The 18,810-nt window shown below is 63.1% G+C and carries 21 protein-coding genes and 2 riboswitches; of the genes, 19 read left to right on the top strand and 2 right to left on the bottom strand.

All coding sequences use genetic code 11. The features are described from left to right. Nucleotides 1-31 precede the first annotated feature (31 nt). On the bottom strand, nucleotides 32-799 hold the full coding sequence (locus tag M0639_RS07205) for a sulfite exporter TauE/SafE family protein (protein WP_003944404.1): 768 nt from the start codon (nucleotides 797-799) through the stop codon (nucleotides 32-34). A 199-nt stretch (nucleotides 800-998) separates the two neighbouring features. Next, nucleotides 999-1,093, top strand: a riboswitch (SAM riboswitch). 7 nt (nucleotides 1,094-1,100) lie between these two features. Here M0639_RS07205 and M0639_RS35180 point away from each other — a divergent pair. The 16 genes from M0639_RS35180 to M0639_RS07275 all read left to right on the top strand — a co-directional run bounded on the left by M0639_RS35180 (nucleotide 1,101) and on the right by M0639_RS07275 (nucleotide 16,114). Then, the gene (locus tag M0639_RS35180) at nucleotides 1,101-1,178 is read left to right on the top strand and encodes a putative leader peptide (RefSeq protein WP_350318888.1); all 78 of its coding nucleotides are present in this window, start codon (nucleotides 1,101-1,103) and stop codon (nucleotides 1,176-1,178) included. Between the two features lie 110 nt (nucleotides 1,179-1,288). Beyond that, nucleotides 1,289-2,263 carry an amino acid ABC transporter permease gene (locus tag M0639_RS07210; protein WP_003944440.1) on the top strand — a complete coding sequence of 325 codons (975 nt, stop codon included), beginning with the start codon at nucleotides 1,289-1,291 and terminating at the stop codon, nucleotides 2,261-2,263. Then, nucleotides 2,260-3,045 (top strand): amino acid ABC transporter ATP-binding protein, encoded by a 786-nt coding sequence (locus M0639_RS07215; RefSeq protein ID WP_054781841.1) that lies wholly within the window; start codon nucleotides 2,260-2,262, stop codon nucleotides 3,043-3,045. Before M0639_RS07210 ends, M0639_RS07215 begins: the two co-directional genes overlap by 4 nt. A 34-nt stretch (nucleotides 3,046-3,079) precedes the next feature. After that, the gene (locus M0639_RS07220) at nucleotides 3,080-4,051 is read left to right on the top strand and encodes an ABC transporter substrate-binding protein (protein WP_063314821.1); all 972 of its coding nucleotides are present in this window, start codon (nucleotides 3,080-3,082) and stop codon (nucleotides 4,049-4,051) included. A gap of 10 nt (nucleotides 4,052-4,061) precedes the next feature. Beyond that, complete coding sequence (locus tag M0639_RS07225; RefSeq protein ID WP_064074667.1) at nucleotides 4,062-5,171, top strand: FAD-dependent oxidoreductase; 1,110 nt, start codon at nucleotides 4,062-4,064, stop codon at nucleotides 5,169-5,171. An 8-nt stretch (nucleotides 5,172-5,179) separates the two neighbouring features. Then, nucleotides 5,180-5,770: a GNAT family N-acetyltransferase gene (locus tag M0639_RS07230; protein ID WP_042925869.1), complete on the top strand. Its 591-nt coding sequence runs from the start codon at nucleotides 5,180-5,182 to the stop codon at nucleotides 5,768-5,770. A 17-nt stretch (nucleotides 5,771-5,787) separates the two neighbouring features. Next, nucleotides 5,788-5,882: riboswitch (SAM riboswitch) on the top strand. Nucleotides 5,883-5,890: 8 nt separating this feature from the next. Further along, the gene (locus tag M0639_RS35075; protein ID WP_310504006.1) at nucleotides 5,891-5,980 is read left to right on the top strand and encodes a putative leader peptide; all 90 of its coding nucleotides are present in this window, start codon (nucleotides 5,891-5,893) and stop codon (nucleotides 5,978-5,980) included. 139 nt (nucleotides 5,981-6,119) lie between these two features. Continuing rightward, nucleotides 6,120-7,757: an ABC transporter substrate-binding protein gene (locus tag M0639_RS07235; protein ID WP_003944291.1), complete on the top strand. Its 1,638-nt coding sequence runs from the start codon at nucleotides 6,120-6,122 to the stop codon at nucleotides 7,755-7,757. 2 nt (nucleotides 7,758-7,759) lie between these two features. Beyond that, the gene (locus M0639_RS07240) at nucleotides 7,760-8,758 is read left to right on the top strand and encodes an ABC transporter permease (RefSeq protein ID WP_003944382.1); all 999 of its coding nucleotides are present in this window, start codon (nucleotides 7,760-7,762) and stop codon (nucleotides 8,756-8,758) included. After that, the gene (locus tag M0639_RS07245) at nucleotides 8,751-9,641 is read left to right on the top strand and encodes an ABC transporter permease (protein ID WP_042925872.1); all 891 of its coding nucleotides are present in this window, start codon (nucleotides 8,751-8,753) and stop codon (nucleotides 9,639-9,641) included. Before M0639_RS07240 ends, M0639_RS07245 begins: the two co-directional genes overlap by 8 nt. Then, on the top strand, nucleotides 9,638-11,260 hold the full coding sequence (locus M0639_RS07250; protein WP_064074668.1) for a dipeptide ABC transporter ATP-binding protein: 1,623 nt from the start codon (nucleotides 9,638-9,640) through the stop codon (nucleotides 11,258-11,260). The genes M0639_RS07245 and M0639_RS07250 overlap by 4 nt, the downstream gene beginning before the upstream one ends. After that, nucleotides 11,247-12,365: an LLM class flavin-dependent oxidoreductase gene (locus M0639_RS07255; RefSeq protein ID WP_063314817.1), complete on the top strand. Its 1,119-nt coding sequence runs from the start codon at nucleotides 11,247-11,249 to the stop codon at nucleotides 12,363-12,365. Before M0639_RS07250 ends, M0639_RS07255 begins: the two co-directional genes overlap by 14 nt. Before the next feature lie 24 nt (nucleotides 12,366-12,389). Further along, nucleotides 12,390-13,760 carry an NtaA/DmoA family FMN-dependent monooxygenase gene (locus M0639_RS07260; RefSeq protein ID WP_042925886.1) on the top strand — a complete coding sequence of 457 codons (1,371 nt, stop codon included), beginning with the start codon at nucleotides 12,390-12,392 and terminating at the stop codon, nucleotides 13,758-13,760. Continuing rightward, nucleotides 13,757-14,581 (top strand): DUF1684 domain-containing protein, encoded by an 825-nt coding sequence (locus M0639_RS07265; RefSeq protein WP_064074669.1) that lies wholly within the window; start codon nucleotides 13,757-13,759, stop codon nucleotides 14,579-14,581. Before M0639_RS07260 ends, M0639_RS07265 begins: the two co-directional genes overlap by 4 nt. After that, nucleotides 14,578-15,720, top strand: a complete 1,143-nt coding sequence (locus tag M0639_RS07270) for an LLM class flavin-dependent oxidoreductase (protein WP_064074670.1) — start codon at nucleotides 14,578-14,580, stop codon at nucleotides 15,718-15,720. Before M0639_RS07265 ends, M0639_RS07270 begins: the two co-directional genes overlap by 4 nt. Before the next feature lie 28 nt (nucleotides 15,721-15,748). Then, on the top strand, nucleotides 15,749-16,114 hold the full coding sequence (locus tag M0639_RS07275) for a nucleoside deaminase (RefSeq protein ID WP_208722023.1): 366 nt from the start codon (nucleotides 15,749-15,751) through the stop codon (nucleotides 16,112-16,114). Nucleotides 16,115-16,144: 30 nt separating this feature from the next. On the opposite strand, the gene M0639_RS07280 is transcribed toward M0639_RS07275, so the two are convergent. After that, nucleotides 16,145-17,086 (bottom strand): alpha/beta hydrolase, encoded by a 942-nt coding sequence (locus M0639_RS07280; RefSeq protein ID WP_003944347.1) that lies wholly within the window; start codon nucleotides 17,084-17,086, stop codon nucleotides 16,145-16,147. 114 nt (nucleotides 17,087-17,200) lie between these two features. Here M0639_RS07280 and M0639_RS07285 point away from each other — a divergent pair, with 114 nt between their 5' ends. The 3 genes from M0639_RS07285 to M0639_RS07295 are packed head-to-tail and all read left to right on the top strand — an operon-like array spanning nucleotide 17,201 to nucleotide 18,767. Beyond that, nucleotides 17,201-17,950: a hypothetical protein gene (locus M0639_RS07285; protein ID WP_042452124.1), complete on the top strand. Its 750-nt coding sequence runs from the start codon at nucleotides 17,201-17,203 to the stop codon at nucleotides 17,948-17,950. Beyond that, nucleotides 17,950-18,423, top strand: coding sequence for an RDD family protein (locus M0639_RS07290; RefSeq protein ID WP_003944375.1), 474 nt, complete (start codon nucleotides 17,950-17,952; stop codon nucleotides 18,421-18,423). Before M0639_RS07285 ends, M0639_RS07290 begins: the two co-directional genes overlap by 1 nt. Next, a complete protein-coding gene (locus M0639_RS07295) occupies nucleotides 18,420-18,767 on the top strand; it encodes a YidH family protein (RefSeq protein ID WP_003944317.1) in 348 nt (115 codons plus the stop codon). Before M0639_RS07290 ends, M0639_RS07295 begins: the two co-directional genes overlap by 4 nt. Nucleotides 18,768-18,810 lie beyond the last annotated feature (43 nt).

Consider the following 18,810-nt stretch of genomic DNA (forward strand, 5'->3'; position numbering starts at 1 on the left):
AGTATGTGCGGGTGGCGCCCGATGTGGGCGGTCAAGCGAGAAGGCGCCACAGTCCGATCAGGCCGACGACGACAATCGTGTAGCGCAGTGCAGTGGGGGACAGGCGCCGTCCGTAGCGGGCACCGAGAACGCCACCACCGAGTGAGCCGACGGCGATCAAACCGGCTGCTGCCCAATTGATCTGATCGAATGCCAGAGTGATGTACATCCCTGCTGCAACGATGTTGACGAGCAGCGACAGCAGGTTCTTCGCGCCGTTCATGCGCTGGAGGGTTTCCGGGAGGATGGCACCCATCACACCGATGAGAAGGATGCCCTGCGCGGCAGTGAAGTACCCGCCGTAGATGCCGACTGCAAAAGTGCCGGCGGTCAGGAGCATCAGCCTCTTGGTGGACAGCGTCGTTTCTTCGGTGGAACGCTTCTTGGCCCACGCCTGGATGCGTGGTTGGAGGAGGACGAGCGCGAGAGCGAGGACCAGCAGCACCGGAACGATGGTCTCGAACAGTTTCTCGGGTAGATGCATGAGCAACCACGAACCGAGTAGTGCCCCGGCGAGTGACGCCGGAATCTGCCACTTCAGTCGATCCCACTGTCCGGACAGCTCACGTCGGTAGCCCCAGGTACCCGAAACTCCGCCGGCGACGAGCCCGACCGCGTTGGACATGGTTGCGGTCACGGGCGGCATGCCGAAGGCGACCAGGGTGGGAAACGTGATCAGCGTTCCACTGCCGACCACGGCGTTGATCGCGCCCGCGCCGATACCGGCCAACAAGATGAAGAAAGCGTCGAGTCCACTCACTCCGCAGACGGTACGGCAGAGGAAAAGTCAGTCCGGACGGCGGTCCCGGTCTTCATTCGAACGCTCCATTCAACACGCCGAACGCGGCTGCGGACACCGTTGGAATCAATGCGATTTCAACATCGTGGACCCTTCATTTCCCTTGCAGTGCAGGGAAATACAACATTTGACGACTCGACATTTCGCGTCTAGTCTTTGCTCACCATCCAGAGCGACCGAGAGACCTGGCTCGTCGACGTCGCAGCAACCCCCCGAGTGATCGGGAGCGGGTGCTACCGCCAGGACCGATGGAAGGCATCACATGGGTACCACTTCGCACGCTGCGCACAAGCGACGTCACATCGATCTGTGCCGCACCGCTTCGTGTCACTGTCGCTGACCGAACTCTCGTCGTCTTCGCAACTCGAGCTCACCAACTCGAGGACACAGCTGCGTTCCCATTTCCCCGAAAGGTCTATTCGTGATGTCCACTCCGTCAGGTAGCGCGCCGTGAGCGCGCCCACCGATGTCCGCCCCGAAAAGTCGGTGTCCGAGTCGCAACTACCCGACTCGGAGCTTGTCGTCGCTCGCACCTGGCACCCGCTGCGCTGGGTGATCAGTGCGGTCGTGCTGGTCCTGCTTGCTCAGTTCATCCACGGACTCGTCGTCAACCCCGGCTGGGACTGGCCGACGTTCGCGCAGTACTTCACCGCGAAATCAGTGCTCGCTGCGTTGTGGATGACGATCAAACTGACCTTGTGGGGGACGATCCTCGGTTTCGGTCTCGGTGTCTTCCTGGCGCTCGGTCGGTTGTCGAAGAATCCGGTCCTGCAGGTGATCGCCTGGACCTACATCTGGGCCTTCCGCTCGATTCCACTCATCGTGCAGCTGCTCTTCTGGTTCAACATCACTTACCTGTACCAGACACTTTCTCTCGGAATACCTTTCGGGCCCGAGTTCTTCACCTTCCAGGTCAGCGGTGTGATCGGCGGATTCACCGCAGCAGTCATCGGTTTGGCGCTGCACCAGGCTGCATACTCGGCCGAGATCATTCGCTCCGGAATCATCTCGGTGGATCACGGTCAGATCGAAGCTGCTCACTCGCTCGGCATTCCGCGCAGTCGCCAGTTCTTCAAGATCGTTCTCCCGCAGGCAATGCGGGCGATCCTCCCCAACGCCGCCAACGAGGTCATCGGACTCTTCAAGGGAACGTCGATCGTCTCCACCATGGCAATCGCCGAACTGTTCTACCAGGTGCAGGTCATCTTCGGCCGCAACGGACGAGTCGTGCCCCTGCTGATGGTCGCCACGATCTGGTACATCATCCTCACGACATTGCTCTCGATCGGTCAGTACTACGTGGAGCGCCACTATGCACGAGGATCCGCTCGTGCTCTTCCGTTGACTCCGGTACAGAAGGCGCGCAAGAAGTTCGAAGAGATTCGCGATGCGCGTCTCGATATTCCGAGAGGTGCTACCCGATGACCGCAGAACTGGCCGAAGATTCGGTGTACGCCGTCGAAGCACGCGGAATTCACAAGTCTTTCGGTGCCTTGGAAGTACTTGCCGGCGTTGATCTCCTGGTTCGCAAGGGCGAAGTGACCGTCATTCTCGGTCCGTCGGGTTCCGGTAAGTCCACCTTGCTGCGAACCCTCAATCACCTCGAAAAAGTCGACCGCGGAACCGTACGGATCGACGGAGAGCTGATCGGATACCGGCGCAAGGGAAATCGACTCCACGAACTGCGTGACCGCGAGATCCTGAAACAGCGTTCGCACATCGGATTCGTGTTCCAGAACTTCAACCTGTTTCCGCACCTGACCGCATTGGAAAACGTGGTGGAAGCGCCGCTCTCGGCCCAGAAGCGTGATCGTGACGAGGTGTACCGCGAGGCCCGCGCGCTGCTCGAGCGAGTGGGAGTGGGGGACAAGGCGGACGAGTATCCCCGCCAACTCTCCGGTGGCCAGCAACAGCGCGTCGCGATAGCGCGAGCGCTGGCACTGCGGCCGGCGGTCATTCTCTTCGACGAGCCGACGTCGGCGCTCGACCCGGAACTGGTGGGCGAGGTTCTCGAAGTCCTGGCTCAGCTGGCCCGTGACGGCGCCACCTTGGTGATCGTCACACACGAGGTCGGATTTGCTCGGGAAGTGGCGGACACTGCGGTCTTCATGGACGGCGGCGTCATCGTCGAACAGGGCCCGCCTTCGCAGGTGATCGACAATCCGGTCCACGAACGGACCAAAGCCTTTCTCTCCCGCGTCCTCTGACGCGACCCAGACTCTTTCCCGGAAGGAAAAATTGATGTTCTCCACATCCCGTCGCGCGACTTTTCTGATCTCGGCGCTTGCCACCGTCGGATTGCTCAGCGCTGCATGCAGCAGCGCGGACGCCGAGTCCGACGGCGCCCAGGTCACCGCTGCTGCGGGTTACAACCTCACGGCCGATCAGAACCGCATCAGCACCGACAAGGTGGATTCAATCGCCGCCGAGCTACCTCAGGACATCCGCGATCGTGGCACGCTGCGCGTCACCGGTAGTGCCGGTTCCGCTCCGCCGCTCCGTTTCTACGCCGACGACGACACCACTCTCATCGGTTCCGAGACCGACTTCGCCTATCTGATCGGTGACGTTCTCGGCTTGAAGGTCGACCTGCAGACAGCAGATTGGGCACAGAACTTCGTCCGGATCGACTCCGGTGAGGCCGACGCCTTCCTCTCCAATGTGACTGTCACAGAGGAGCGTAAGGAGAAGTACGACTTCGCGACCTACCGTCTCGACACCCTCGCCTTCGAAGCCAAGAAGGGTGCCGGAATCTCCATCAAGGAACCCAAGGACGTCGCGGGCAAGAAGATCGCCGTCTCCTCGGGCACCAATCAGGAAGCGCTGCTGGTCAAGTGGAGTGAGCAGAACGTCGCGGCCGGCCTGGCGCCTACCGACATCTCCTACTACCAGAACACCACCGACTACTACCTCCCGCTGCAGTCCGGCCGGATCGACGCCTACTTCGGCCCGAACCCGTCGTCGCAGTTCCACGCCAAGCAGTCGGGGGAGACCGAGGTTGTCGGTGAGTTCTCCGGGGCCGGCGACACCCTGCAGGGGCAGATCGCGGTGCTGGTGAAGAAGGACAACGGCCTGATCAAGGCGATCAACGACGCGATCAACCACACGATCGAGAACGGCACGTACCAGCAGATCCTCGAGCGCTGGAACATCACCAGCGAAGCCGTCGACACGTCCCTGATCAACCCGCCCGGCCTTCCGAAGACCAAGTGAGCTCTCGTCCATGAGTGAGATTTTCGATGTGATCGTCATCGGCGGAGGACTCGTCGGGTCCTCCGCCGCATGGCGGCTCGCGGCACGCGGACGTAGCGTAGTTCAGCTGGAACAGTTCGGGCCGAGTCACAAGCACGGTGCGTCGCACGGTACTTCGCGTATCTATCGGCAGGCGTACGACAATCACCTGTACACAGGTTTGGCGGCCGGCGCGCTGCCGCTGTGGCGGGAGTTGGAGACCACGACGGACATCGGGTTCCTGGAACTCACCGGTGCCGTCGATCACGGCCTGCCGCAGGCAGTGCAGTCCAAGGCGAAGATACTTCGCGAGGCGGGCATCAAGGGTGAGATCCTCACTCCTGCCGAGGCGTCCGCCCGTTGGCCGGGGCTGCGATTCGACACCACGGTGCTCCATCATCCCGACGCAGGCCGGTTGCACGCGGACCGCGCAGTGACCGCTCTGAAGGCAGGAGCGGTGTTTGCGGGCGCCGAGGTCCGTCACGATGTTCGGGTGTTGGCACTCGCGCGGGCGTCCTACGGCGTGGACGTGGTGACGGACAGTGGAACGCTCGCAGCTCGTCAGGTCGTGATCGCGGCCGGTGCGTGGACTGCGGACCTGATCGCAGACAGCGGTCTCGGCTCCGAGATCGTATTGCCGACACTGCGCACGACACAGGAACAACCAGCACACTTCGCACCGCTCGATCCCGGAGTCGAGTGGCCGAGTTTCGTTCACCACACCGGCGCAGAATTGGAGACCGCGGGGATCTACGGGCTCGGTTCCGAGGACGGGATCAAGATCGGCGAACACGCGACCGGGCCGGTGGTGACTCCGCAGACCCGTGACTACACCCCTGACGTCGACGGAGAGCGGCGATTGGCCCAGTACGCCGAGTCGTGGTTGCCCGGCGTCGATTCCACCCGTGTCGAGTCGATCACGTGCCTGTACACGAGCACGCCGGACAGTAACTTCGTCATCGACCGAGTCGGCGCCGTCACGGTGGCGGCGGGATTCTCGGGGCACGGGTTCAAGTTCGGTCCGGCCTTGGGTGAACTTGTGGCGGACCTCGTCGACGGAACCACCCTCGCTCCGGAAGTTTTCAGGCTGGGGGAGCGTTGACCAGATTCATGGAGGAAAGTGTTGTGGCACTGGAGCTCGGAACTCGACAGCTCGAGGGTGTCGGAGCGGTAGAGGTCTATTCGGTATCGCAGGACGATCCCTTGGCAGCTCCACTGATCGCGGAGTTGGCACTCGAATACAGTTCGCGTTACGGCGGGACTCGCGAAGCGATGCTCGATGATCTCACGACGTATCCGGCAGAAGAATTTGCCTACCCGCAGGGTGCGCTTCTGGTGCTCACCCACGACGGTCTGCCGATCGCCGGTGGTGCGTTTCGTCAATTCGATTCCACCACTGCCGAACTGAAGAGAATCTGGACGTCGGTCGACTATCGGAAGCGCGGCCTCGGCAAGGCCGTCGTTCGCGAGTTGGAACGAGAGATCGAACTTCGTGGATACAACCGTGTGTTTCTCACGACGGGTCCTCGGCAGCCGGAGGCCGTCGCGCTGTATCTGTCCAGTGGATACACACCGCTTTACGACGCTTCACTCTCGCCCGAAGAGGTGGGCGTCCACCCGTTCGAGAAACAACTTCGGGTGCTCGAAAATGTGACTCGAGCAGCAATTCCTACCGACCGGGTTGACAACACCCGGGTTTGACCTCGTACACTTGCGAACGACCATCCAGAGCGACCGAGAGACCTGGCTCATTGACGTCGCAGCAACCCCCCGAGTGATCGGGTGCGGGTGCTACCGCCAGGACCGATGGAGGAACACGAAATGAAGGCAGTCGAAGGCGGTTTCGATACCGCCTGGTCGCGTCGTCACGTAGACCTGTGCCGCACCGCGGGATCTTTCTGTACCAACTGACCTCTCGGTCAGTCATTCACACTCAGGCGAGTCGTCGACAAGTCTGTTTTCTCTTCTCTCACAAGTGATTCGTGCTCGATCGCCTTTTTCGTCTCAGGCGACGGGTGCGCTCTTCGGCATGCCTCTTTAGGAGTTCTTGGTGTCTTCGCCCTCATTCGGTGCCCGCAAACGCGCGACCGTAATCGCCGGTATCGGTGCTGTCTCGGTTCTCGGCACCGTCCTCGCCGGCTGCAGCAGCGGGAGTGACAGTGCTGCCGACGCAGGCCCCGCCCAGTCCGGCGGAACCCTTCGCTACGGTCTGTCACAGGCGCCGACGTGCGCCGATCCAGCCCAGGCCGGCAGTAACCAGACCGTGTATGTCACTCGCACAGTGGTGGATTCGCTTACCGATCAGAATCCCGACACCGGAGAGATCACCCCGTGGCTCGCCAAGAGCTGGGAGATCAGCCCCGACGCCGCGAGCTTCACGTTCGTCCTTCGCGACGACGCCACCTTCAGTGACGGCACACCGGTGACGGCGGATTCGGTGAAGAAGACCTTCGACTCGGTCAAGAACCTGGGACCGAACGCGTCGTTGGCAAAGAGTTACCTGTCCTCGTACACCGGTACCGACGTCGTAGATGCTCACACGGCGAAGATCAATTTCTCCGGACCCAATGTTCAGTTCCTGCAAGCAACTTCGACGCCACAGCTCGGAATCCTCGCCGATTCCACCACCGCGCTGGCATCCGAGCAGCGCTGCCCCGGTGCAGCGGTGATCGCCTCCGGACCGTTCGTGTACACCGACTGGCAGCAGGACAAGAGCGTCAAGATCGCCAAGCGTGCGGGATACAACTGGGCCTCGGATGCGGTCGCGCATCAGGGCGAGGCGTACCTCGATGGCGTCGACTTCACGGTGGTTCCCGAATCCGGTGTGCGGGCGGGCAGCGTGGCCTCCGGCCAGCTCGATGCGGTCAGCGATGCGCTTCCGCAGGATGCGCCGCAAATCGAGGGCGCGGGTGGACGAATCCTCACAAGGCCGAACCCGGGTGTGAGCTTCTTCTTCCAGCCCAACGTCAGTCGCGGCGTTCTCGCTGATCAGGCTGTTCGTCAGGCCATCATTCCCGCGATCAACCGCCAAGAACTCGTCGACACCGTTCTGGATCCGTCGTTCTTCCCGGCCACGAGCCCGCTGGCTCACACCACTCCGCTCTACAGCGACGAATCCAGTGTCGTGACGTACGACGCCGACAAGTCGGCGAAACTCCTCGACGCGGCTGGTTGGAAGACCGGCAGCGACGGTATCCGCGAGAAGGACGGGCAGAAGCTCACTTTCAGCGTCACCTTCAGTCCGGTGTTCTCGGGTAACCAGGCCATCCTCGAGCTCGTGCAGCAGCAGCTCAAGAAGGTCGGCGTCGACCTGCAGCTCAACTTGGTCTCGAACGGTGAATGGACCGAGAAGGGAGTATCGGGTGATTACGATTCGCTGTATTACAACAGCACTCGCGCGGACGCCGACATCTTGCGGGCATCGTTCAGCACCGAAGGCCGCAACCTGAACCGTCGCGGCGCAGATCCGGAGCTCGACAAGGTACTCACAGACCAGCTTGCAGCCACGGACAACGGCCAACGCGGCGAACTGGTATCCACCGCACAGGAATTGATCCTCGACCGTGGACTCTCCATCCCCACCATCGAGCTCTCGCAGGCCATCGGCGCCGGATCGAGTGTGCAGGACCTGAACTTCGAAGCCTCCTCGCGCCTGCAGTTCTACGACGCATGGTTGTCGGGTAAGTAATCATGACTCGATACGTACTCACCCGACTGGGCCAGGCCGCAGTGGTTCTGTGGGCCGCCTTCACCATCTCGTTCGTGATTCTGTTCCTCCTGCCGAGTGATCCCGTCAGCATGGCTGCCGACTCGTCCGGTCAGGGTGTTGCAGTGGATCAGGCTGCGCTCGATCAGCTTCGGGCACGGTACGGCTTGGACCAGTCGGTGTGGGTGCAGTACTGGACGTCGCTGACGAATGCTCTTCGCGGCGATTTCGGTACGTCCATCTCCACCGGTCAGTCGGTGACGGATGCCATCTTCTCGGCGCTGCCGAGCACTCTGGTCTTGGCAACCACCGCTTTGGTTCTGGCCGTGTTGTTCGGAGTGGCGATCGCGTTCTTCGCTACCTACACCCGCAAGCGGTGGCTCGCGAATCTGTTGTTCTCGCTGCCGCCGCTGGGTGTGGCGGTGCCTACCTTCTGGGTTGGCCTGATTCTTCTGCAGCTGTTCTCGTTCCGTCTGCACATCTTCCCCGCTTTCGGAGACAAGGGATTCGCAACGGTGATTCTTCCGGCGATCACCTTGGCGATCCCGACCGGCGCGGTGATCGCGCAGGTGCTCACGACCAGCCTGCAGTCGACGCTACGTTCGCCGCACGTGGAGACTGCGTACGCCAAGGGCGCAAGCCGTTGGCGCGTGCAGACCCGTCACGCGTTGCGACTGGCGAGCATTCCGGCATTCACCATTGCCGGTGTGCTGGTCGGCACGCTTCTGGCGGGCTCGGTGGTTGTGGAAACGGTGTTCTCCCGCGCGGGCGTCGGCCGTCTGACACAGACGTCGGTGATGGCGCAGGACATCCCGGTGGTGCAGGGAGTCGTTGTGTTCGCCTCTCTCGTGTTCGTGCTCGTCAACCTCGCGGTCGACCTCTTCTACCCCTTGATAGATCCACGGATCATCCAGACGAAGAAGAGTCACACCGAAAAGTCGAATACCGAAAGCTCGACCGATCTGGAGCCGGCTCATGTCTGACACATTGATCGAACCCCTACTCCTCGATCCGACCGTCGAGGCGAAGGCACCTGTTGTTTCGCGCCGAAAGTCCACGGCCATCGGCTGGATCCGAAAGCCCGGCTTGGTGATTCCGGTGTTGATCGTGTTGCTTGCCATCGGCTTTGCCGTCGCACCCGGATTCTTTGCCAGCGGCGATCCGTTGTCCGGTGTCCCGGCGGACAAACTGCAGGGCCCGAGCCTGGCTCACTGGTTCGGAACCGACAATCTCGGTCGTGACCTGTACACACGGTTCGTGCACGGCGCCGCGCTGTCCCTGACCGCAACCTTGGTGGCGGTCGGAATCGCATTGGTGGCGGGATCGATAATCGGTTTGCTCGCGGGCTTTGTCGGTGGCGTCGTCGACGCCGTGCTGATGCGCATCGTCGACGTGCTGCTGTCCATTCCGGCGCTGCTGCTCTCGTTGGCACTGGTGACCGCACTCGGCTTCGGCACCATCAACGTCGCCATTGCTGTCGGCGTCAGTATGGTCGCCAATTTCGCGCGAGTGATGCGTGCCGAAGTGATGCGGGTGCGCGGAGCTCAGTACGTCGAGGCCGCGTTCAGTTCGGGTGTGCAGTGGCTCGGTGTCCTGCGTCGGCACGTGCTTCCCAACTCCTACGCGCCGGTGGTCGCGCTGTCCGCTGTCGAGTTCGGGCAGGCAGTACTGGCGGTGTCGGCTCTGAGCTTCTTGGGATTCGGCGCCGTTCCGCCTACCCCGGAATGGGGATCGCTGGTATCCGAGGGACGTAATTTCCTCGCCAATGCCTGGTGGATGACCACACTTCCCGGTCTCGCGATTGTCGCCGTGGTCATCTCGGCACACCGTATCGGCCACGAGATCGAAAGGAACAACCGGCGATGAGCACGACCGAGGAACAGTTGCTTTCCGTCACCGACTTACAGATCGCCTACGGCGCCGAGCCCGCGGTATCCGGCGTGAGCTTCACCGTCGGTCGGGGCGAAGTAGTTGCGGTGGTCGGGGAATCGGGTTCCGGTAAGTCGACCACGGCCCACGCGATAATGGGTCTGCTCGCCGGCAGTGGCCACGTCACCGGCGGGACCGTCGAGTTCGAGGGTGAACAGATCGACTCGTATTCCGACCGTGCGTGGCAGCGAATTCGCGGCGCACGTATAGGTTTGGTGCCGCAGGATCCGACGACCTCGCTCAACCCGGTGACGCGGATCGGTGACCAGGTTGCAGAAGTCCTGCGGATCCACGGCCTCGCCGACCGGCGCACAGCGCGGTTGGATGCCGTCGCGGTGCTCGAGCGTGCGGGTATCGACCACCCGGAAATCCGGGCACGCCAATACCCACACGAGCTGTCCGGCGGTATGCGGCAACGAGTTCTGATCGGCATCGCTCTTGTGGCGAACCCGGCCCTCGTCATCGCCGACGAGCCGACCAGTGCTCTCGACGTCACGGTTCAACGACGCATCCTCGACCACTTGGACGAGCGAATCGCCGAATCCGGTGCCGCCGTGCTCCTGATCACGCACGACCTGGGTGTGGCCGCAGACCGCGCGGACCGGATCCTGGTGATGCAGGGCGGCAGGATCGTCGAATCCGGCCGCACCGCGGATATTCTGGACAACCCGCGAGACGAGTACACGAAGAAACTTCTGAGCTCTGCGCCGAGCCTGTCCTCGGGACCGGTCGATCGGCCGGTCCGTCAGGATACGAGCCCGCTGCTGACGTTGACCGGAATCACCAAGCGTTTCAACGTCGGACACGGGAGTTCGATCACCGCGGTGAACGAGGTATCGCTGACCGTTCCGAGGGGTCAGACGGTGTCGCTGGTGGGGGAGTCGGGCTCCGGCAAGTCGACCACCGCACGCATTGTCGTGCGATTGGAGCAGGCGGACGCAGGCACCATCACCTTCGACGGCCAGGACATCACGAAGGTCAAGGGCAGCGACCTGCGTGAGCTGCGCCGAAGGATCCAGCTCGTGTATCAGAACCCCTATGCATCCCTCGACCCGAAATTGTCGGTCCAGGACATCGTTGCGGAGCCGCTGCGGGCCTTCAAGGTTGGTGGACGCAGCCAGCAGCAGACTCGTGCGGCAGAGTTGCTCGATCAGGTTGCACTTCCCGAGCAGTTCCTGAGCCGCAAACCGGCCGAACTCTCGGGCGGCCAGCGTCAACGGGTGGCGATCGCTCGTGCGCTCGCGTTGAAGCCGGATCTGCTCGTTCTCGACGAACCCGTCTCCGCTCTCGATGTCTCGGTGCAAGCGCAGATTCTGGCGCTACTCGACGAGTTGCAGCGAGAACTGGGCTTGACCTATCTCTTCATTTCCCACGATCTGGCGGTTGTTCGCCAGATCAGCGACGTCGTCGGCGTCATGCAGGCCGGGCGATTGCTCGAAATCGGCACTACCACCGAGATTTTCGACAATCCCCGAAACGAGTACACACGCACACTTCTCGAGGCGATCCCCGGGCGGGATCATTCGACACGAAAGGCCGAACATGTCCGAGCGTAGTTCCGGAGCATTCCTGGTCGGTCTCGAATTCGAGGGCACCGGAGCTCATCCGTACTCCTGGCGACGCGAGGACTCACGCGCCGAAGATCTGTTCACACCGTCGTACTGGGTGGACCTGGTGACCACCGCGGATCGGGGTGGGGTGGATCTGGCGTTCCTCCCTGACTCGTTCGGACTGCAATCCGAAGGCCGGCACGCAGTGCGCGGGAGATTGGAGGCGGTGGCAACTGCGGCGCGGCTGAGTGCCGTGACCTCGCGCATCGGTCTGATCCCCACTGCGACAGTCACGCACACCGAGCCGTTCCACATTTCCAAGGCCGTCGCGAGTATCGACTACTCGTCTGCTGGGCGGGCCGGTTGGCAGGTCGCGGTGTCCGACACCGCCGAGCAGGCGGCGTTGTTCGGCCGAAAGACAGTGCAGGGTCCTGAGTCTGCGTGGGAGGAAGCGTCCGAGGCTGTCGAGGTGGTCAGTCGGCTGTGGGACAGCTGGGAGGACGACGCCGAGATACGTGACGCTGCGAGCGGACGATTCATCGATCGGGACAAGCTGCACTACATCGACTTCGAGGGAAAGAACTTTTCCGTCAAGGGCCCGTCCATCACGCCGCGCTCCCCGCAGGGGCAGCCGCTGATCGCCGTCGACGCGAGCAGGCCGGAGGCTCGCGAACTCGCGGTTGCGCGCGGAGATCTGATTCGGATCTCGGCAACCGATCTCGCCGAGGCCAAAACTACGGCCAAGCTGGTCCACGCGAGTGCCGCCGCCCTCGGGCGCAGCGTGCGGGTTCTCCTCGACGTCGACGTGCTCCTCGGCGCCGATCGCGGTGCCGCCGACGACGCTTTGGCGGAACTCGAGGAATGGGCGGGAGCGCCGTATGCCCCGCACTCGCTGTTCTATCGCGGTGACAGCGCGGGTTTGACTGCGCTGCTGCGTGAGATCGGTGGGCTCGCCGGGATCGACGGTGTGGTTCTGCGTCCACTGGCGCTGGCCGCCGCCGTGGAGAAGATCGCGACGGACGTAGTGCCAACTCTCAATCCGCGACCGAGTACCGCCCCGACGCTGCGCGAGCGGTTGGGCTTCCAGTTGCCCGTCAATCAGTTCGCGTAGCGCGAGTAGAGAACAGGAACACCGATGACACAGAACAGGATTCGCAAGCAAGTCCATCTGGGCGCTCACTTTCCCGGCGTGAACAACACCACGGTGTGGACCGATCCGGCGTCCAAGAGTCAGATCGAGTTCAGCTCGTTCGAGCATCTCGCCCGCAGTGCCGAACGCGGATTGTTCGACTTCTTCTTCCTCGCAGAGGGTTTGCGCCTACGCGAGCATCAGGGCAAAATTCACGACCTCGACGTAGTCGGTCGCCCGGACACCTTCAGCATTCTCAATGCGGTTGCCGGTGTGACAACGCATCTCGGCCTGGCCGGGACGATCAACACCACATTCAACGAACCGTACGAGTTGGCCAAGCAGTTCTCGACGCTCGATCATCTCTCCGACGGCCGCGCCGCCTGGAACCTGGTCACCTCCTCGGACGCCTTCACCGGCGAGAACTTCCGCCGCGGTGGCTATCTGGAGCATTCCGAGCGGTATGCACGCGCCAACGAGTTGGTCGACGCAGTACGGACGCTGTGGGACAGCTGGAGCGTCGACCGTCCGATCGTCGACCGTGAGCGCGGTGTTTTCGCCACCGACCAGCAGGTCGGCCAGTTCCAGCACTCCGGTAAGCAGTTCGACATCGCCGGACGCTTCGAAGTTCCACGGAGTCCGCAGGGGCACCCAGTTCTGTTGCAGGCCGGTGACTCCGACGAAGGACGCGAGTTCGGCGCGGCCAAGGCCGATGCCATCTTCACCGGGCACGGAACGCTCGAAGCAGGCAAGGCGTTCTACGCCGACGTGAAGGGACGCTTGGCCAAGTACGGACGCACGCACGCAGACCTCAAGATTCTCCCCGCCGCCACCTTCGTCCTCGGTGACAACGCCGCGGACGCACAGGAGAAGGCATATCACATCCGGCGGCAGCAGGTCGGACCCCAGACTGCCATCGCTTTTCTCGAACAGGTGTGGGGCAGAGACCTTTCGCAGTACGATGCCGACGGCCCGTTGCCGAAGGAAGATCCGTCGGACGACGTCAACATCACCCGTGGACGCGTCCGCCACGTCAAGGATCCACGAGCGGTCGCAGATCAGTGGCGTGCCAAGGCCGAGGCCGAAAACCTCAGCATCCGTGAACTCATCATCGAAGTGACTGCCCGCCAACAGTTCGTGGGTAGCGCCGCCGAGGTCGCTGCCGAGATCGACAGCTACGTCCAGGGCGACGCAAGCGACGGATTCATCCTCGTTCCCCACATCACCCCCGCGGGCCTCGACGAGTTCATCGACACCGTCGTACCGGAACTACAGGACCGCGGCAGTTTCCGGACCGAGTACTCAGGAACCACCCTGCGCAGCCATCTCGGGCTGCGCCACCCGCACGAGCAGGCTGAAGGAGTCCGCGCATCATGACCGTTACCGACACTTCCACCAGTACCTTCACCGGCGATTGGAATGCCTGGCACGCCTCGCGCGACGCCACCTTCGGCGAACCCCTCGGCTGGCTGAGCCTGACTGCGTTGCATTGGCTGGTGGACACCGATTCCACCTTCGCGGACCTGCCCGGTGCATGGCGCGCCGACGCGAATGCCGTTGTCGTCACCGCGACGCCCGCAGACGACTTGTCGATCGACGGCGTCGCCGTGGACGGTTCGGCCACTCTGAATCCGATCGAGGGGGCGCCGGGACTGATCGTCAAGCAGGGCGCACGGTTGGTCGAGGTCATCCGCCGCACCGGCGAGGTGGCTCTGCGGATCCACGATTCGTCGGCCCCGGCATTGGCGCAGTTCAGTGGTATCCCGACCTTCGAGCCGAACCCGCAGTGGCGCATCGAGGGTGTCTTCACAGCTTTCGAGGAGGCTCGCACGGTGACGACGGGCGCGGTCGTCGAGCGCCTCGAGCATCATCACGACGCCCGAGGAACCATCAGCTTCGAACACGACGGTGCAACGTATACGCTGATTGCGTTCGCGGTCAAGGACAACGGCTTTCACATCCTGTTCACCGACGCGACCAGTGGTGTGTCCACCTACCCGGCCGCACGCTCGCTGCACGTGAGCGCACCTGAACCCGGTGGCGCGGTAGTCCTCGATTTCAATCGGGCGTCGAACCTGCCCTGCGCGTTCACCGATTACGCGACGTGCCCGGTGGCCCCCGCCGAGAACCGCCTGGCGTTCGCGGTGGAAGCCGGCGAGAAGACACCGGACACCCGCTCCGAAAGCGGACCGAGGTGAGCGCGCCGCTGTCCGTACTCGACCTCTCGCCGATCAGTGAGGGCGGAACGGCCCGCCAGGCTTTGCGGAACTCGCTGGACCTCGCTCGTTCTGCCGAAGCGTGGGGATACAAGCGTTACTGGGTCGCCGAACACCACTTCGTCGGCGTTGCCTCTTCGTCGCCAGCAGTGCTTGTCGGGCTGATCGCGGCCGCCACCAACACCATTCGTGTCGGCTCGGCCGCCGTGCTGCTGGGCAACAACACGGCGGCTCAGGTGGTCGAGGCCTTCGGTACCGTCGAAGCGTTGTATCCGGGTCGTATCGATCTCGGTATCGGGCGCAGCGGACAGCGTCGGGTGGAGGCACTTCGCGCCGTCGCTGCCGGAACGCCTGCGCCGGCAGAATCGAAGCGAGAGAACGTCGTACGCGACGGCGTCGTGATCCCGGCACCCTTCGATCCAACCGGTCTTCTCACGTCACCGAGATTGCAGGCGTCGTTCGAGGCATTGGCGTTTCCGGGCGCGCAGGCGCCCGATTTCGAGCAGCAGGTCGACGACATACGCTCGCTCCTGAACGGTACCTACAGAACCCGCGACGGCATCGAATTGCACGCCAGTCCCGGCGAGAATGCCGACGTCGAACTGTGGGTGTTCGGAAGCAGTGCGGGCCCCAGTGCCGAGCTCGCCGGACGACTCGGAGTGCCGTTCGGTGCGAATTACCATGTGGCGCCCTCGAGTACGCTCGATGCCGTCGAGGCATACCGTGCAGCATTCCGACCGTCGGCAGTTCTGTCGGAGCCGTATGTCGTCGTCTCCGCGGATGTTGTTGCTGCGGAAGACGATGCGACGGCGAGGGAGTTGGCGTCGACCTTCGCGCACTGGACGCACAGCATTCGCAGCGGACACGGCGCCATCCCGTACCCCGATCCGGCCACAGCGCTCCCACTTTCCGACGCCGACAAAGCAGTGGTGGAGGATCGGCTGATCACGCAGTTCGTCGGTTCACCGTCTACCGTCGCCGACAGGCTCGACAGTTTGCAGAAGCTCACCGGAGCGGACGAATTGGTGATCACCGGGGTGACCCATCGGCACGAGGATCGTCTGCGCTCGTACGAGCTGCTTGCCAAGGAATGGGGACTACCCGCACTACTGGCAGCGTGAGTTTGCCTTGGTCCATTAGTGTCGAGTGATGTTTTCACCTCGAGATGCCCTTGCGGTTGCTCTTGACGTAGCGCGTGAGGGCATGGAGCTCGGGGAGATGCCGATCGGCGCAGTCGTGTTCGACGACGACCGTGTGCTCGGGCGGGCGTATACGCAAGAACGGGCACTCGGCCGACGGGTAGTCCATGCGGACCTTCAAGCGCTCTTGCAGGCCGACGAGACTCTCGGATTCACTCGAGCGTCCGGTGAATTGACATTGGCGGTCAATCTCGAACCATGTCTCATGTGTATGGGTGCCGCGATCACGCTCGGTGTGACCCGGGTGTGGTTCGCTGAATACGCCACCGGCACTGGCCCCGCCGGGATGCGGGACTGGGCGCGCAGTCTCACCTGACGCCATGGCTTGTAAGGAGGGCCGTGAGGCTCACGCCCCGATAGCGCCCGCGATCATCGGCCACGACGCGCGCATGTCGGCTTCGAAGAGCCCCCAGGTGTGGGTGCCTTCGGGTCGGAAGCTGAACGTCGCGGGAATGCCGAGCTGACCGAATCGCCCCTGCAGGGCAGCGGTGCACATGTTGGTGATGCCTTCGAGGACCGCGCCGGGAACGACGCCGGCGGCCATAGCCAGCGAGTTGATTCCGTCCACCGGGCCGGGGAGGCCGTTGCCGGTCGAGATGAACAGCGCTGTGCCACGCAGTTTCTCGGCGTTGATCAACGGGTCGTGCGCCGCCCACTGCGGGCTACCCCACGGCCCCCACATGTTGGCCGCGTTGCCGCCGCCGAGTATCTCGACCATCGAGCGCACCGCTGCCTGGCCGAGCGGGTCGCCGGCGCGCGGACAGCCGCTGTACGAGCCGACTGCGCGGTAGGTGCCCGGCGACTGGATCGCGAGGTCCAGAACCGGTCCGCCGGCCATCGACACACCGCCGAGTGCGTTGACACCGGTCGTGTTGTACCGAGCGTTGACCGCCGCCGGTAGTTCCTTGGTGAGGTACGTCTGCCACTTGTTACGGCCCAGCACCGGATCGTCGGCGTTCCAGTCGGTGTACATGCTGAACTTGCCGCCGACCGGCATGACCACGTTGACGTGTTTGTCGTCGAAGAAGTCACGAACTCCGGTGTTGTTGAACCACGAGATCCCGTCCTCGCCGCCGCCGACACCGGTCAACAGATAGAAGGTCGGGGCCGGGCCTCCTCCGGCCGGCGAAATCACGTCGTTGGCGATCCAGCGGTCCATCGAGGGGGAGTAGACGTCGATGCGACTGACCACGGAATCCGCGCTCGCGGTCGGCGCGCTGAGGCCGAGAAAGCCGGCGGCCATGGCCACCGCCATCGTCAGCCGAACCGTGAAACGACGTGTCTTCATATTTCCCCCAGGCGCAAGCCGGACAGCGTATTTGTGCCTTCCAACAGTGGCACAATGCGAAGAGGAGTGACGAATGTCCGGGTAACAGTCGTATAAGAAGATGGAGACAATTGCGTGGGATCGCAGTCGCACCACCCCGAATCCGACGTGATTCGGCTGGCCTTCGGGCTGGCCGCGATCACGGCTGGTGCGGCGCGCAGAACCGCTGGTCTCGCACTTGATTCCGTGCAGCGGATCCCTGTCGTCGGTGACGCACTCGACGGCGCGATCACTCAGGTCACCACTCGCGGCACGGAAGCGATGCACTCGACCGTGGAGTTCGCCGACTCGACCTTGCGGACGGTGATCAAAGCTGTCGTCGACGCTGCTCTGTCCGAAGTCGACATCACCAAGATCGTCGTCGACCACGTGGACATCGACAAGATCGCCGAGAACATCGACGTGGACAAGATTGCCGAACGGGTCTCGCTCGAACCGATCATCGACCGGGTCGACGTGGACGAGATCGCAAGCCGCCTCGACGTCAAAGCGGTGATCGATCGCCTCGATCTCGACGGGATAGTCGACACGGTCGACCTCGAACGCCAGGTCAACCGCATCGACCTCGTCAAGATCGCCGACCAGGTCATCGAGGGCGTCGACCTGCCCCAGATGATTCGTGAATCGACCGGTTCACTCTCCACGGAAGCCGTGCACGGAGCTCGAGTGCAGGGCATGCAGGCGGACGACGCTGTCGCCGGCTTCGTCGGGCGACTCTTCGGCCGCGACAACGCACCGTCATCAGATAAACCGTCATCAGATAAACCGTCACCAGAAAAACCGTCGACAGAGACCGATCCGAAGACGAACGCAGGCGAACGCTAGTGGCCCAGGAGAGTTCCGGCCCAGCCGGCATCGTCACCCGTGGACTCGCCGGACTGATCGACCTGGGCGTCGTCCTGCTCCTGATGGGTTCCGTGTACGTGGGCTTCGCCTTCGTCCGACTGCTCTTCTCGCCACAGAGTTTCACTTTCTCGGAACCGGGAATCTTCCTGTCCACGACGGCATTTCTCGGTGTCTCGGTGGCGTATCTGACCGCCTGCTGGGCGACCACCGGTCGGACCGTCGGGTCCCTCGTGATGGGGCTGCGGGTGATCACGTCCGGGCATCGCCTCGTGCGCTGGCCGTTGGCCTTCATCCGTGCGGTGCTCTGCGTGCTCTTCGCCTTCGGATTGCTGTGGTCGGCGGTCGATCGACGACGACGTTCGTTGCAGGACATCGTTCTGCGCACCGAGGTCGTCTACGACTGGCGTCAGGACCCGGATCTGGTGGCACCGCACGGAGGTGAGCACGCATGAGTGAACCGAACCGCCCGGACGAGCGCTTCACCCTTGCCAGCGAGCGCACCTTCCTCGCCTGGATGCGTAGCTCACTCGCCCTGCTGGCCGGAGGCATCGCCGTCGTCCAGTTGGTACCGGAATGGAGTACAGGGTGGGTTCGCACGACTCTCGGTCTGACCCTGATCGCACTCGCGGCGGCGGCCGCACTGGTAGGTATGCGACGCTGGCTACAGGTGAAGAAGGCGCTCGAGGACGGAGCGGCGATGCCGGAACCGCACGCTTTGTGGCTGTTTGCACTGGCACTGGCCGGGGTTGCCGTCGCAGCCGGCGTGGCAACGGTGGTCACCAGCCTCGCTCGCTGAGATACGCAGAGAAGTCCGAGCGGTGTCTGGATAGTCTGCAAAG

Source organism: Rhodococcus qingshengii JCM 15477 (assembly GCF_023221595.1).
GTDB lineage: Bacteria > Actinomycetota > Actinomycetes > Mycobacteriales > Mycobacteriaceae > Rhodococcus_F > Rhodococcus_F qingshengii.